Source organism: Ancylobacter sp. FA202 (assembly GCF_000380205.1).
Classification (GTDB): Bacteria; Pseudomonadota; Alphaproteobacteria; order Rhizobiales; family Xanthobacteraceae; genus Ancylobacter.
The window spans coordinates 1,599,905-1,613,320 of the sequence record NZ_KB904818.1; the positions used below are offsets into that span (position 1 = coordinate 1,599,905).

The 13,416-nt window shown below is 68.5% G+C and carries 11 protein-coding genes; 6 read left to right on the forward strand and 5 right to left on the reverse strand.

Going from position 1 to position 13,416, the window contains the following annotated elements:
• The first annotated feature begins 9 nt into the window (after positions 1 to 9).
• From A3M1_RS0107300 to A3M1_RS0107325, 6 genes are all read left to right on the forward strand, one after another.
• Positions 10 to 1,104 carry a TRAP transporter substrate-binding protein gene (locus A3M1_RS0107300; protein WP_018388301.1) on the forward strand — a complete coding sequence of 365 codons (1,095 nt, stop codon included), beginning with the start codon at positions 10 to 12 and terminating at the stop codon, positions 1,102 to 1,104.
• A complete protein-coding gene (locus A3M1_RS0107305; protein ID WP_018388302.1) occupies positions 1,101 to 1,649 on the forward strand; it encodes a TRAP transporter small permease subunit in 549 nt (182 codons plus the stop codon). Before A3M1_RS0107300 ends, A3M1_RS0107305 begins: the two co-directional genes overlap by 4 nt.
• Positions 1,636 to 2,961 carry a TRAP transporter large permease subunit gene (locus A3M1_RS0107310; RefSeq protein ID WP_018388303.1) on the forward strand — a complete coding sequence of 442 codons (1,326 nt, stop codon included), beginning with the start codon at positions 1,636 to 1,638 and terminating at the stop codon, positions 2,959 to 2,961. The genes A3M1_RS0107305 and A3M1_RS0107310 overlap by 14 nt, the downstream gene beginning before the upstream one ends.
• A 16-nt stretch (positions 2,962 to 2,977) precedes the next feature.
• Positions 2,978 to 4,567 carry a gamma-glutamyltransferase family protein gene (locus A3M1_RS0107315; RefSeq protein ID WP_018964167.1) on the forward strand — a complete coding sequence of 530 codons (1,590 nt, stop codon included), beginning with the start codon at positions 2,978 to 2,980 and terminating at the stop codon, positions 4,565 to 4,567.
• 136 nt (positions 4,568 to 4,703) lie between these two features.
• Positions 4,704 to 6,035, forward strand: a complete 1,332-nt coding sequence (locus A3M1_RS0107320; RefSeq protein ID WP_026221198.1) for an FAD-binding oxidoreductase — start codon at positions 4,704 to 4,706, stop codon at positions 6,033 to 6,035.
• A gap of 27 nt (positions 6,036 to 6,062) precedes the next feature.
• Positions 6,063 to 7,358, forward strand: coding sequence for an FAD-binding oxidoreductase (locus tag A3M1_RS0107325; protein WP_018388306.1), 1,296 nt, complete (start codon positions 6,063 to 6,065; stop codon positions 7,356 to 7,358).
• Between the two features lie 29 nt (positions 7,359 to 7,387).
• Here A3M1_RS0107325 and A3M1_RS0107330 read toward each other — a convergent pair whose 3' ends face one another.
• The 5 genes from A3M1_RS0107330 to A3M1_RS0107350 all read right to left on the reverse strand — a co-directional run bounded on the left by A3M1_RS0107330 (position 7,388) and on the right by A3M1_RS0107350 (position 13,415).
• On the reverse strand, positions 7,388 to 8,215 hold the full coding sequence (locus A3M1_RS0107330; protein ID WP_018388307.1) for an ABC transporter permease: 828 nt from the start codon (positions 8,213 to 8,215) through the stop codon (positions 7,388 to 7,390).
• Positions 8,216 to 8,220: 5 nt separating this feature from the next.
• Positions 8,221 to 9,477: an ABC transporter permease gene (locus tag A3M1_RS0107335; protein ID WP_018388308.1), complete on the reverse strand. Its 1,257-nt coding sequence runs from the start codon at positions 9,475 to 9,477 to the stop codon at positions 8,221 to 8,223.
• Positions 9,478 to 9,648: 171 nt separating this feature from the next.
• The gene (locus A3M1_RS0107340; protein WP_018388309.1) at positions 9,649 to 10,695 is read right to left on the reverse strand and encodes an ABC transporter substrate-binding protein; all 1,047 of its coding nucleotides are present in this window, start codon (positions 10,693 to 10,695) and stop codon (positions 9,649 to 9,651) included.
• Between the two features lie 76 nt (positions 10,696 to 10,771).
• Positions 10,772 to 11,875, reverse strand: a complete 1,104-nt coding sequence (locus tag A3M1_RS0107345; protein WP_018388310.1) for an ABC transporter ATP-binding protein — start codon at positions 11,873 to 11,875, stop codon at positions 10,772 to 10,774.
• Positions 11,876 to 12,479: 604 nt separating this feature from the next.
• The gene (locus tag A3M1_RS0107350) at positions 12,480 to 13,415 is read right to left on the reverse strand and encodes an acetamidase/formamidase family protein (protein WP_018388311.1); all 936 of its coding nucleotides are present in this window, start codon (positions 13,413 to 13,415) and stop codon (positions 12,480 to 12,482) included.
• Position 13,416: the final 1 nt, after the last annotated feature.

The following is a 13,416-nucleotide window of genomic DNA, read 5'->3' on the forward strand; positions in this document are numbered from 1 at the left end:
GGGAACAACATGGATCGCCGTGGATTTCTGGGGGCCAGCCTTGCCGGCACCGCCGCTGCCGTCACGCTCGCCGCGCCGCACGTCGCCCGCGCCCAGGAGACGTTCAGCTGGAAGATGACCAATGCCTATGGTCCCGGCGCGCCCTTCTATGTCACCGGCCCGGGCAGCCCGACCTATTTCTGCGATCTGGTCGGCAAGATGTCGGGCGGGCGCCTCACCATCCAGCACTTCGCGGCGGGCGAACTCATCCCGGCGCTTGAAGGCTTCGACGCGGTCTCGTCAGGCACGGTCGAGATGAACGCCGCCAATTCCTATTTCTGGGCCGGCAAGGTGCCGGCGGCGCAGTTCTTCACCTGCGTGCCCTTCGGCCTCAATTTCCAGGGCCAGAACGCCTGGATCTACCATGGCGGCGGCCTGCAGCTGTGGGAAGAGCTCTACGACCCCTTCAACCTCGTGCCGATGCCGCTGGGCAATACCGGCGTGCAGATGTCCGGCTGGTTCCGCAAGCCGATCGAGAAGGTCGAGGACTTCAAGGGCCTGAAGATGCGCATCCCGGGCCTCGCCGGAAAGGTCTATGCCCAGCTCGGCGTCGACGTGAAGCTGCTGCCCGGCGGCGAGATCTTCCCGGCGCTGGAGCGCGGCGTGATCGACGCGGCCGAATTCGTCGGCCCCTATCAGGACCGGCGCCTCGGCCTGCAGAAGGCGGCGAAATACTATTACACCACCGGCTGGCACGAGCCGAACAACGTTACCGAGCTGATCGTCAACAAGACCGCCTGGAACTCGCTGCCGGACGATCTCAAGGAAATCGTCCGCGCCGCCGCCATGGCCTGCAACGTGCTCAGCCACACCTGGTGCGAGGCGACCAATGGCGAGGCGATGGCCGATCTCGTGCAGAACCAGGGCGTGATCGCCGGCCCCTACCCGGCGCCTGTGGTCGACAAGCTGCGCGAGGTCTCCGCCACCACGCTGCAGCAGCTCGCCGATTCCGACCCGAAGATCAAGAAGGTCTATGACAGCTTCACGGCCTTCGCCGCCAAGCACAGCCAGTGGGCCGGCCTTTCCGAGGCGGTGTACCAGACCCAGATCCGCAGGGGCTCATGAGCGGCACTCTCGAAAAAATCGCCCGCGGCCTCGACGTGATCGTCGAGGCCTGCGGCTGGGTCGCGGCGTGGACGGGCTTCGCGCTCGTCCTCGTCATGGCCGGCAATGTGCTGATGCGCTACGTCTTCAGCACCGGCTCGGTGGCGATGCAGGAGCTGGAATGGCACCTGATGGCGCCGCTGACGCTGCTGTGCATCGCCTACACGATCAAGCATGAAGGCCATGTGCGGGTGGACATCCTCTATGCCCGCCTGCCCCTGCGCGTGCGGCAGGCGATCGACCTGTTCTCGGCGCTGAGCGTGGTGGCGCTGTCGGTCATCATCATCATCCTGTCCTGGCGCTATGTGATGCAGTCCTACCGCATCGGCGAAGGCTCGCCCGATCCCGGCGGGCTGCCCTATCGCTTCATCATCAAGGCGATGATCCCGGCCGGCTTCGTGCTGCTGCTCCTCCAGAGCCTTGCCGCCAGCCTGCGCGCCCTCATCCCCTTCCTCGGCGGCGAGGCCTCTCCTCCCGCGCAGGTGCCTGCCAATGCCCGTCAATGAAATTCTGGCGATCGCCTGCATCGCCTCCTTCTTCGTCATGCTGCTCATCGGCGTGCCGGTGGCGCTCACGCTGGCGATCAGCGGCTTCTTCTTCGGCTGGCTCGGCTTCGGCTCCAGCCTGTTCGGGCTGCTGCCGGCGCGCATCTATGGCGTCACCGCCAATTACACGCTGATCGCCATCCCGCTCTTCGTGTTCATGGGCGTGATGCTGGAGAAGTCGCGGCTCGCCGACGAGCTGATGGAGGTGATCGGCCATCTCTCCGGCGGCCTGCGCGGCGGCATGGGGCTGGGCATCGTGCTCGTCGGCATGCTGATGGGCGCGACGACGGGCATTGTCGGCGCCACCATCGTCACGCTCGGCCTGCTGACCCTGCCGACCCTGCTGCGGCGCGGCTATGACCGCAGCCTGTCCTGCGGCGCCATCTGCGCCTCCGGCACGCTCGGCCAGCTCATCCCACCCTCCACCATCCTGATCCTGCTCGCCGACATTCTCGGCGAATCCGTCGGCACGCTGTTCGCCGCCGCCCTGATGCCGGGGCTGCTGCTCACCGGCATTTTCTGCGTCTACATGCTGCTCGTCGGCGTCATCTGGCCGGAAAAAGTGCCGGCCATTCCGCTCGCCGAGCGCCAGGCGATGCCGCGCCGGCAGCTCTGGCTGAGCGCGCTGAAGGTTGGCCTGCCGCCGATCGGCCTCGTGCTGGCCGTGCTCGGCTCGATCATTGGCGGCATTGCCGCGCCGACGGAAGCGGCCAGCATGGGCGCGCTCGGCTCCATCCTCGTCGCCGCCTTCGCCGGGCGCTTCACCCTGCGGACGCTGATCGACACGGTGCAGACCACGGCCCGCATCACCGCGATGATGTTCTTCGTGCTGATCTGCTCGCAGGTGTTCGCGCTGGCCTTCCGTGGCCTCGGCGGCGAGCGGCTGGTGCATGACGCCTTCGCGCTGGTGCCCGGCGGCACGGACGGCATCCTCATCTTCATGCTGCTGATCATCTTCGTGCTCGGCTTCTTCATCGAGTGGATCGAGATCAGCTACATCGTGGTGCCGATGTTCCTGCCATTGCTGAACGCGGCCGGGGTCGACCTGGTCTGGGCGGCGGCGCTGATCGCCACGGTGCTGCAGACCTCCTTCCTCACGCCGCCCTTTGGCTGGGCGCTGTTCTACCTGCGCGGCGTGGCGCCGCCTGAAGTGACGACCGGCGACATCTATCGCGGCGTCCTTCCCTTTATCGGGCTTCAGATCTGCGCCGTGGCGCTGGTCTTCACCTTCCCTGCGGTAGCGACCTGGCTGCCGAAGGCGATCGGCTGGTAGCCGGAGTTTACGTGACATGCTGAATACCGTTCGTGCCCGTCGCGGCATGGTGACATCGCCGCATCATCTCGCCAGCGAGGCGGGGCTGCGGGTGCTGCGCGAAGGCGGCAATGCGGTGGAAGCGACCATCGCCATGGCGGCGGCGCTGGCCGTCGTCTACCCGCACATGACCGCGATCGGCGGCGACGGCTTCTGGCTGGTCGGCGCGCCGGGCGAGGAACCGGTGGCGATCGACGCCTGCAGCCGGGCGGCGGCGGCGGCGACGCCGGAGCTGTATTTCCGCGCCGGGCTGGAGGCGATTCCCCAGCGCGGGCCGCTCGCCGCCAACACCACCGCCGGCACCATTGGCGGCTGGGGCGAGGCGCTGGCGCTGAGCGTGGAGCGCGGCGGCACGCTGCCGCTGGCGCGGCTGGTGGAGGACGCGGTCTGGCACGCGCGCAACGGCTTCGCCGTCACCGCCAGCCAGAGCGAACTGACCACGCAGAAACTGCCGGAACTCGGCCATGTCTCCGGCTTCGCCGACAGCTTCCTGGTGGACGGCGCCGCGCCGGCGACCGGCTCCACGATGAAGCTGCCGGCGCTGGGCGAGACCCTGCACCGGCTCGGCGTCGAGGGCACGGAGAGCTTCTATCGCGGTGCCCTGGCGCGCGAAATCGCGCAGGATCTCGCCACTGCGGGCACGCCGGTGACACTGGACGACCTCGCCGCCTGCCGCGCGAGCCGCGTTGCGCCGCTATCGGTGAAGCTGCCGGGCCTCACGCTCTTCAACTTTCCCCCGCCGACGCAGGGGCTGGCCTCGCTGATGATCCTTGCCCTGTTCAGCCGGCTCGGCGTGAGCGAGGCCGAGGGCTTCGCCCATCTGCACGGGCTGGTGGAGGCGACCAAGCAGGCCTTCCTCGTGCGCGACCGGCTTGTCGGCGATCCCGATTCCATGACCGGCGACCCGCGCGACTGGCTGACCGACGCGGCGCTCGACCGGCTTGCCGCCCGCATCGACCCGGCGCGCGCCCTGCCCTGGCCGGCGCCGCCCTCGGCCGGCGACACGGTCTGGCTCGGCGCCATCGACGGCAACGGGCTGGCGGCCAGCTTCATCCAGAGCATCTATTTCGAGTTCGGCTCCGGCATCGTGCTGCCGCAGACCGGCATCGTCTGGCAGAATCGCGGCTCCAGCTTCGCCCTTGCCGGCGACGGCCCGCGCCTTCTGGCCCCCGGCCGCAAGCCCTTCCACACCCTCAATCCGGCCATGGCGCAATTCGAGGATGGCCGCCACATGGTCTATGGCACCATGGGTGGGGAGGGCCAGCCGCAGACGCAGGCCGCGCTGTTCTCGCGCTACGCCCTGTTCGGGCAGGAGGTGCAGGCCGCCATCACCGCCCCGCGCTGGCTGCTGGGCCGCACCTGGGGGGCGGAGACGGTGACGCTGAAGCTGGAGGACCGCTTCCCGCCGGAACTCGTTGCCGCCCTGCGGTCGGCCGGGCACGAGGTGGAGACCGTGGCGCCCTTCGACGCCATGATGGGTCATGCCGGCGCCATCGTCCGCCAGCCCGACGGCCGGCTGGAGGGAGCGACCGACCCGCGCAGCGACGGCGCGGCGATGGGGTTCTGATGCGCGAGGGCGCCACTGCGGCACCGCTTGTGGACGAGGCGAGAAAGAGCGATCGCCGCTGGCATCGCTTTTGCTAGCTTCGGCGTCCGGCCACGCGCATGAAGGGCCGCACGCCACTTCCATGCTCGAACAGGCCATCATGGGACCCCAAGTCGTACCCGTCGCTTCCGACCCCACCTGCCCGCCCGACGCCGATGTCGTCATCGTCGGCGGCGGCATCATCGGCACAACAAGCGCGCTCTATCTCGCCGAGCGCGGCCTCAAAGTGGTTCTCTGCGAGAAGGGCCACATCGCCGGCGAGCAATCCAGCCGCAACTGGGGCTGGTGCCGGCAGGCCAAGCGCGACCCGCGCGAATTCGAGCTGATCCGCGAGGCGCTGCGGCTGTGGCGCGGCATGGACGTCCATATCGGCGCCTCCACCGGCTTCACCACGACGGGCATCCTGTTCGCCGCCAATGACGCGAAGAAGGAAGCCTCCTTCGCCGATTGGGTAAGGGACGCCGCCGGCGCCGGCATTCATGCCGAGATGCTCTCTCGCGCCGCGTTGGCCCGGCATATGCCCGGCGATACCAAGCCGCCGCCGGCCGCGCTCTGGTGCGCCTCCGACGGACGCGCCGAACCGCAGCGGGCGGCGCCGGCAATCGCCGAGGCGGCGCGCAAGCGCGGTGCCATCATCCTCACCGATTGTGCGGTGCGCGGCGTCGAGACCGGCGGCGGACGGGTGATCGCCGCCATCACCGAGCGCGGGCGCATCACGACGTCGAATGTCGTGGTCGCCGGCGGGGCGTGGACGCGGCGCATCCTCGCCGATGTCGGCATCGACCTGCCGCAGCTGAAGGTGCGGGCCAGCGTGCTGCGCACCTCGCCGGTGCCGAACGGCCCGGCACCGGCGCTGTGGGACCATGATTTCGCCTTTCGGCGCCGGGAGGATGGCGGCTACACACTCGCCAATGGGCATGTGAACGTGGTGCCGATCGTGCCGGACAGTTTCCGCTTCGCCTTGCCCTTCCTCCCCGCGCTGCAGATGGAATTCGCCTCGCTGCGGCTGCGCCTCGGCCCGCGCTTTGTCACCGAATGGCGGGAGAGCGCGCGGCGCGCCTTTGACGAGCCTTCGGTCTATGAGGCAGCCCGGGCGCTCGACCCCGCGCCGGACAATGGCTATCTCCGGCAGGCCTTCGCCGCGCTGCAGCGGCGCTTTCCGGTCTTTGCCGGGGCGCGGATCGTGCAGAGCTGGGCCGGCTTCATCGATGCGACGCCCGACGCGGTGCCGGTGATCTCCCCTGTCGACACGGTGTCCGGCCTCATCGTGGCGACCGGCTTTTCCGGCCATGGCTTCGGCATCGGCCCGGGCGCCGGCCATCTGGTCGCCGATCTCGTCACCGGCGCCACGCCGATCGCCGACCCCGCGCCCTATCGCCTGTCGCGCTTCTTCGACGGTTCGCGCCCGCGCCCAATGGCGGGACTGTGAGCCCACCAGCCCGAGCGGAGACCTGAAATGGTCGAGACCCTTGCCCGCCGCCCCATGCCGCGCTCGCTCTACCGGGAAACCGCGCCGCCCGCGCCAGAGACCGCCGCGCTCGCCGGCGACACCACGGCGAAAGTCGTCATCGTCGGCGCCGGATTCACCGGCCTTTCCGCCGCGCTGCACCTCGCCGAGGCGGGCGCCGATGCGCTGGTGCTGGAGGCGAGCCAGATCGGCTGGGGGGCTTCCGGCCGCAATGGCGGGCAGGTCAATCCCGGGCTGAAATGGGAGCCGGACCAGCTGGAGCAGGCCTTCGGCGCCGATCTCGGCGGGAGGATGGTGCGGCTCGGCGATGAGGCGCCCGGCCTTGTCTTCGACCTCATCGCCCGTCACCGCATCGACTGCGCCCCCCGGCGCGGCGGCACGCTGCGCGCCGCCATCTCGGAGCGCGCCGCCAAGGGGGTGCGCGAGTTCCAGCGCCAATGGGCGGCGCGCGGCGCCGATGTGGTGATCAGCGAGGGCAAGGAGATGGCGCGCCTCACCGGCACCGGCTTCTATCCCCTCGGCGCCCATGACCGGCGCGGCGGCCAGGTGAATCCGCTCGCCTATTGCCGGGGCCTCGCCGGCGCGGCGATGGCGGCCGGCGCCCGCCTGTTCACCGACACCCCGGCCACGCGGCTGGCGCGCGTCGCCGGCGGCTGGGAGATCACGACGCCGAACGGCCTCGTGCGCGCCGAGCGGGTGATCCTCGCCACCAATGGCTATAGCGACGACCTCTGGCCCGGCCTGCGGCGCAGCGTCATCCCGGTCTATTCCTCGATCACCGCCACCGAACCGCTGCCGCCCGACCTCGCGGCGCCGATCCTGTCGAACGGCGTCGTGCTCTACGAGATGTCGGCCTCCTATGCCTATTACCGGCTGGATGACGCCGGCCGCTTTGTCATGGGCGGGCGCAGCGTGCTGCGGCCGGCCAGCGCTCGGCAGGATTTTCGCACGCTTGTCGATCACGCCACCCGGCTGTTCCCGGTGCTCAGGTCAGTGGAATGGACGCATCGCTGGAATGGGCAGGTCGCCGTCACCTGGGATCAGCTGCCGCATCTGCACGAGCCGGAGGCGGGGCTGACCATCGGGCTCGGCTATAATGGCCGGGGCGTCGCCATGGCCACCGCGACGGGCCGCATGCTCGCCCGCCACGCCGCCGGCGGCGGGCGGGAGGCGCTCGACCTCCCCGTTACCCGCATCAACCCGATCCTCGGCCATGCCGCCTGGCCGCTGGCGGTGAAGGCGCGGCTGAAATGGGACCGAGCGCGCGAGACCTTCGACCGCTGAAGCCTTTGACCGCTGACGGCGCTCCGCCGTCAGCCCCCGGTGCCGCGCAAGCGCTCCGAGCGGCGGCGCAGCAGTTCCAGCGTCAGCATCAACAGCGCGGCGAAGAAGACCAGCAGCGTGGCGGCGGCGGTGATCGTCGGTGAGATCTGCTCGCGAATGCCGGAGAACATCTGCCGCGGCAGGGTGCGCTGGTCCGGGCTGGCGAGGAACAGCGCCACCACGACCTCGTCCCAGGAGGTGACGAAGGCGAACAGCGCGCCTGAGGTGACGCCCGGGGCGATCAGCGGCAGGGTGATGGTGCGGAACGCCGTCCAGGGCGAGGCGCCGAGCGAGGCGGCGGCCCGGGTCAGCGTGCGGTCGAAGCCGGTCAGCGTCGCCGTCACGGTGATGACGACGAAGGGTGTGCCGAGAATCGCATGGGCGAGGATGAGGCCGAGATAGGTGTTGTTCAGCCCCACCGCCGCGAAGCCGAAGAACATCGCCACCGCCACGATCACGACAGGCACGATCATCGGCGAGATCAGGATCGACAGGATCAGCCCGGCAAAGGGCACGTTGCCGCGCGACAGGCCGAGCGCGGCGAGCGTGCCGAGCCCGGTGGCGATCAGCGTGGCGAAGAGCGCGACGATGCCGCTGTTCTGCAGCGCGATACGCCAGCGCTCATCGGTGAAGAAATCGATGTACCAGCGCAGGCTCAGCCCCGGCAGCGGATAGGTGAACCAGGGTTCGCTGGAGAAGGAGAGCGGCATGATCACCAGGATCGGGCCGATCAGGAACAGGAACACCAGGGCGCAGAACAGCGCGAAGACGAAATAGGACAGCTTCTCGCGCGGGGTCGCATAGGAGGGTGCCAGCATGTCGATCAGCCCAGCTTGACCTTGTCGATCCCGACAAGGCGGTTGAACAGCGCGTAGAGCGCCAGCGTGATCAGCAGCAGGATGGCGCCGAGCGCCGAGGCCTGCCCCCAGTTCATTTCGCGATTGGTGTAGAGCGCGACGAAATAGCTGACCATCTGGTCCTGCGGCCCGCCGACCAGCGCCGGGGTGATGTAGTAGCCCAGCGACAGGATGAAGGTGAGCAGGCAGCCGGCGCCGACGCCGGGCAGGGTCTGCGGCATGTAGACCGAGACGAAGGCGGTCAGCGGCCCGGCCCCCAGCGAGCGCGCCGCCCGCAGATGCGAGGGCGGAATCGACTTCATCACCGAATAGATCGGCAGGATGGTGAAGGGCAGCTGGATATGCGTCATCGCCAGCACCGTGCCGAAACGGTTGAAGATCAGCTGCACCCGTTCCGTGGTCAGGTTCAGCGCCAGCAGTATGTCGTTGAGCACGCCATTGCTCTGCAACAGCACGATCCACGCCGTGGTCCGCACCAGGATCGAGGTGGTGAAGGGCAGCAGCACCAGGATCATCAGCACATTGGCGTGGCGAGGGGGCAGGATCGCCAGCAGATGCGCCACGGGATAGCCGAGCACCAGCGTGGCCAGCGTCACCAGCAGGCTGATCCAGATGGTGCGGAAGAAGATGTCGACGAAGATCGACTGGTCGGCGAAATTGCGGCCCACCGCGCCTTGCGCGTCCTGGCGCAGATCGAGCGAGGTGAGGAGGTAATAGGGCGTGAACGTCGCCCCGGCCCGCTTCATGATCGCCCAGAACTCCACCGAGCCCCATTCGGGATCGGCGGCGAGGAACTTCTCCCGCCACGGCCCGCCGCCGCCGGCGTCGACCAGCCGGCCGGCTTTCAGAAAGCGCGAGCGGGCGCCGGGCACCTCGTAATTGATCCGCTTGCCGACCAGCGCGGTGGTGCGGTCCTTCTGCGTCTGCACCAGCTCGTCGGCGAAGGCCGCGAACACGTCCTCGCCCGGGGTCGCCTGGCCGTCCCATCCGTCCAACGCCGCGATGGTGCGGGGCATCGTCTCGCGCACCTCGGTATTCTCCACCGCGCGCACCAGCATCAGCCCGATCGGCAGGGCGAACACCGCCAGCACGAACAGCAGCAGCGGGGCGACGAGCGAGAAGGAGCGCGCGCGATTGACGCGCTCGGCGCGCCTGAGCTTGGTCTTGAGCGAGGTGCGGTCCACGTCGGGTCCGGCCTCGCCCGGCAGGGCGGCCACGGCCATGATGAAATCCCCCTCGGCTGGTGCCGCGCCGTCCGCCTCTGGAGATGGCGGCGCGATCGGTTTCCGGCCGGGACACCGAGAGCCCCGGCCGCTCTTTCCGGCCGCCCCCTTGAGGGCCGGCCGGTCGTCACACCCTGGCGCGCCGGGATGGTTTCCCCGGAGCGCGTGGGATCACTGGGCGATCCAGGTGTTGAAGCGCTTCAGCAGCTCTTCCTTGTTGTCGCCCCAGAAGACGGGATCGTTGGCGAGCGCGGTCTTGGCGTTCGCGGGCGCCGTCGGCAGGTCCTTGAGGATGTCGGGCGAGACCAGCGGGGTGGCGGCGAGCAGCGCCGGTCCATAGGAGATGTACTTGGTCTGCGCCGCCTGAGCCTCGGGGCTGGAGGCGAATTCGATGAACTTGTAGACCGCGTCGAGGTCCTTCACCCCCTTCGGGATCGACCACAGGTCATAGTCCATCAGCTGGCCGTCCCAGACGATCTTGAAGTTCTTCTTGTCCACCTTGTTGGCGTTGAAGATGCGCCCGTTCCAGGCGGTGGCCATCACCACTTCGCCGGAGGCGAGCAGCTGCGGCGGCTGGGCGCCGGCCTCCCACCACACGATGTCCTTCTTGATGGTGTCGAGCTTCTTGAAGGCGCGATCGACGCCTTCCTTGGTCTTCAGCGTCTCATAGACCTTGTCGGCGGGCACGCCGTCGGCCATCAGCGCGAATTCGAGATTGCCGAAGGGCGTCTTCTGCAGCGAGCGCTTGCCCGGCCACTTCTTGGTGTCGAACAGGCCGGCGATGGTGGTCGGGCCATCCTTAATCTTGTCGGCGTCATAGGCGTAGATGGTCGAATAGATGATGGTCGGGATGCCGCACTCGAAGGTCGACCCCTTCACGAAGGCGGCCTCGCCACCGAACTTGGAATAGTCGATCGGGGTGAGGAAGCCCTCGTCACAGCCCTGCTGGGCGGTGGCGGCATCGACATCGACGGCGTCCCAGGTGGTGTTGCCGGATTCGACCATGGCGCGGATGCGCGCGGCTTCGCCGTTATACTCTTCCTGGACGATCTTGGTGCCGGTCTTGGCGGTGTAGGGCTTGTAATAGGCCTCGTCCTGGCTGGTCTGGTAGGCGCCGCCCCAGGAGGTGATGGTGAGGCTGTCCGCCGCGACGGCGGCGCCGCAGGTCGCCGAAAGGGCGAGCGCGGAAAGGGTCATCTTCAGCGACTTCATCTGCATAGTCATTCCCTTTGGATCGGTTGGCGGGAGGCGTCGGGGAGCAGGCGTCGGGGGAGCAGGGTCGGGGGAGCAGGCGTCAGGCCGCGTCGAGGGCGCGGCAGTCCTGCGCGCGCCATCCCAGCGGTATGCGGGAGCCGACAGCGAAGACCGGCCGGTCCTCGACATTGCCGACCTTCACGACCACATCGGCGCCGCTGTCGAGCACGCAGCGCACGCGCACATGGTCGCCGAGGTAGATCATCTCGGCGACCACGGCCTCGAAATGGTTGTCGAGCGGGCCCCCGGGCGGGGCGATCTTGACCCGCTCTGGACGGATGGAGAGCAGGCAGTCCTCGCCCACCCGCGCCGCATCGGTGAGGGTGGCGGTGACGACATCGCCATTGGCGAGCACCACCGAGCACAGCGTGCCGTTCGCCGCCTCGATGCGGCCGGGCAGGCGGTTATTCTCGCCGATGAACTGGGCGACGAAGGAATTGGCCGGGCTTTCATACAGCTCGGCCGGCGGGGCGACCTGCTGGATGATGCCGGCATTGAACACGGCGACGCGGTCCGACATGGTCAGCGCCTCGCTCTGGTCGTGGGTGACATAGACCACGGTGATCCCCAGGCGCTCATGCAGATGGCGGATCTCCATCTGCATGTGCTCGCGCAGCTGCTTGTCGAGCGCGCCGAGCGGCTCGTCCATCAGCACCAGCTTCGGCTCGAACACCAGCGCCCGGGCGAGGGCGACGCGCTGCTGCTGGCCGCCGGAGAGCTGGCCCGGCATGCGCGCGGCGAAGCTGCCCAGATGCACCATGTCGAGCGCCTTGGCGACGCGTTCAGCGATCTCTGCCTTCGGCAGACCCCGCACCTTCAGGGGATAGCCGACATTCTGCGCCACGCTCATATGCGGAAACAGCGCGTAATTCTGGAACACCATGCCGATATTGCGCTTCTCGGGCGGCAGGGAGTCGATGCGGGCGCCGTCGAGCATGATGTCGCCCGAGGTCGGCGTCTCGAAGCCGGCGAGCATCATCAGCGTCGTGGTCTTGCCCGAGCCGGAGGGGCCCAGCATGGTGAGGAACTCGCCGCGGCGGATGCGCAGGCTGAGGTCCTTCACGACCAGAACCTCGCCGTCATAGCTCTTCTGCACGCCGGCGAACTCGACGAAACTCTCGCTGGCACTTACCGGAAGCTTCATGTTTCCTCCTCAGACATGCCGGGGATGGGCCGGGGACGACGACGTCCCGCCACATCCCGCGGCTTTCCGCCCCCTCGCTTCCGCAAACCGCATGCCAAGCCGCGCCAAGCGTGCCGCCCGACCAGCCCAGACCTTTGGAAAATCTTTTTATTTCAATGAGTTGATCTTCTGATTTCGGCTTATTGCGGGAGAGCAAACCCCGCGCGCAGGCACGAAAGCGCGGCGACGGCGGCGCGCGGGCCGGGGTGGGTCTGGCCCACCAGCGGGCGCCGGCCGCCGGCACTGATCAATAAGTAGGCGCGCCCGTTTCGGAAGCTTTCGGCAGGAAGATACCGCACGGGCGCACCATTTCAGCCACCTCCCCGCGCTCGACGGAAAGCGCGTTCCGCCGCCAGGGTCGGAGACGATGCGCCAGGGGACATGCTTGAACCGTCATTCCCGCTGAATGCACGCGACGATCGCCTAAGCCGGCGGCGGCGGCCAGGAAGAATGACCCATTTCGATGCGCCCCCCGGCTCATCGCAGAAGGTGGACGCGCAAACGCAAACGGCCCGACCGCAGGCGCGGTCGGGCCGTGGCGACGGCGGCGGTTTGCGGCGGCGGCTCAGAGCAGCGATTTGGCGAGCAGCATGTGGACGCCCTTATTGCCGTCCACCATCTGCGTCACGCGCAGGTTTCCGGCCAGCGAGCACAGCATATAGGCCTGGTTGCGCGAGAGATTGGTGCGCTCGCACACATGCTTGACCATTTCGCGCGTCGCCTGCTTGGCGGCGTCGTCCAGATCCTCGTCGAGGCCGATCGACATCAGATGCGTGGCGCTCTCGGCGAAGGGCCAGTCGAGCCGCATGTCCTTGCGCAGGGTGAGGCGGAACGTGCCGGTGACGCCGGTTTCCAGCGCGGTGATGCACACCTCGCCATCGCCCTGCACGCCATGCCCGTCGCCGGCGAAGAACAGCGCGCCCTCGTTGAAAACAGGCAGATACAGCGTGGTGCCGGCGCGCAGTTCCTTATTGTCCATGTTGCCGCCGAAGGCGCGCGGCACCGGCGAGCCGCAGCGGCCCCAGGCCGGCGGCGGCGCGGTGGCGATGATGCCGAAGAACGGGTCGAGCGGAATTTCCGTGCCCCACGGCATCACGCAGACATTCTTGGCGTGATCGACCACGGGATGGATGGTCTCGTAATCGGTGAACTCGTCCGGCAGCGTGCCGAGCAGCGGCAGGATGGAGACGAAGCCCCAGTCCTGGCGCACCTTCACGTCGAGAATGTCGACCTGCAGCGTGTCGCCGGGCTGCGCGCCCTGCACATAGACCGGGCCGGTGATGAAATGCGGCCCCGGCCCGGGCGGCAGCGCGTCGAGCGCGGCCATGTAGTCGGCCGGAACCGGCAAATTGTCCGGCAGCGTCTCCTTGCCGCCGGCGGGGAAGGAGTGCAGCGTCACCACATCGCCGGAGGCCACCTCCAGCACCGGGGGCGTGGTGCTGTCGAGATAGCCCAACACCATGTTTTCCGGCGTGGCGGGGATTTCGAAGCGGCGCGACATG

What these genes read in the sequence shown, in the direction of transcription:
- A3M1_RS0107300 (WP_018388301.1), top strand. Translation starts at nt 10, where the DNA reads ATGGATCGCCGTGGATTTCTGGGGGCCAGCCTTGCCGGCACCGCCGCT.
- A3M1_RS0107305 (WP_018388302.1), top strand. Translation starts at nt 1,101, where the DNA reads ATGAGCGGCACTCTCGAAAAAATCGCCCGCGGCCTCGACGTGATCGTC.
- A3M1_RS0107310 (WP_018388303.1), top strand. Translation starts at nt 1,636, where the DNA reads ATGCCCGTCAATGAAATTCTGGCGATCGCCTGCATCGCCTCCTTCTTC.
- A3M1_RS0107315 (WP_018964167.1), top strand. Translation starts at nt 2,978, where the DNA reads ATGCTGAATACCGTTCGTGCCCGTCGCGGCATGGTGACATCGCCGCAT.
- A3M1_RS0107325 (WP_018388306.1), top strand. Translation starts at nt 6,063, where the DNA reads ATGGTCGAGACCCTTGCCCGCCGCCCCATGCCGCGCTCGCTCTACCGG.
- A3M1_RS0107330 (WP_018388307.1), bottom strand. Translation starts at nt 8,215, where the DNA reads ATGCTGGCACCCTCCTATGCGACCCCGCGCGAGAAGCTGTCCTATTTC.
- A3M1_RS0107335 (WP_018388308.1), bottom strand. Translation starts at nt 9,477, where the DNA reads ATGGCCGTGGCCGCCCTGCCGGGCGAGGCCGGACCCGACGTGGACCGC.
- A3M1_RS0107340 (WP_018388309.1), bottom strand. Translation starts at nt 10,695, where the DNA reads ATGCAGATGAAGTCGCTGAAGATGACCCTTTCCGCGCTCGCCCTTTCG.
- A3M1_RS0107345 (WP_018388310.1), bottom strand. Translation starts at nt 11,875, where the DNA reads ATGAAGCTTCCGGTAAGTGCCAGCGAGAGTTTCGTCGAGTTCGCCGGC.
- A3M1_RS0107350 (WP_018388311.1), bottom strand. Translation starts at nt 13,415, where the DNA reads ATGTCGCGCCGCTTCGAAATCCCCGCCACGCCGGAAAACATGGTGTTG.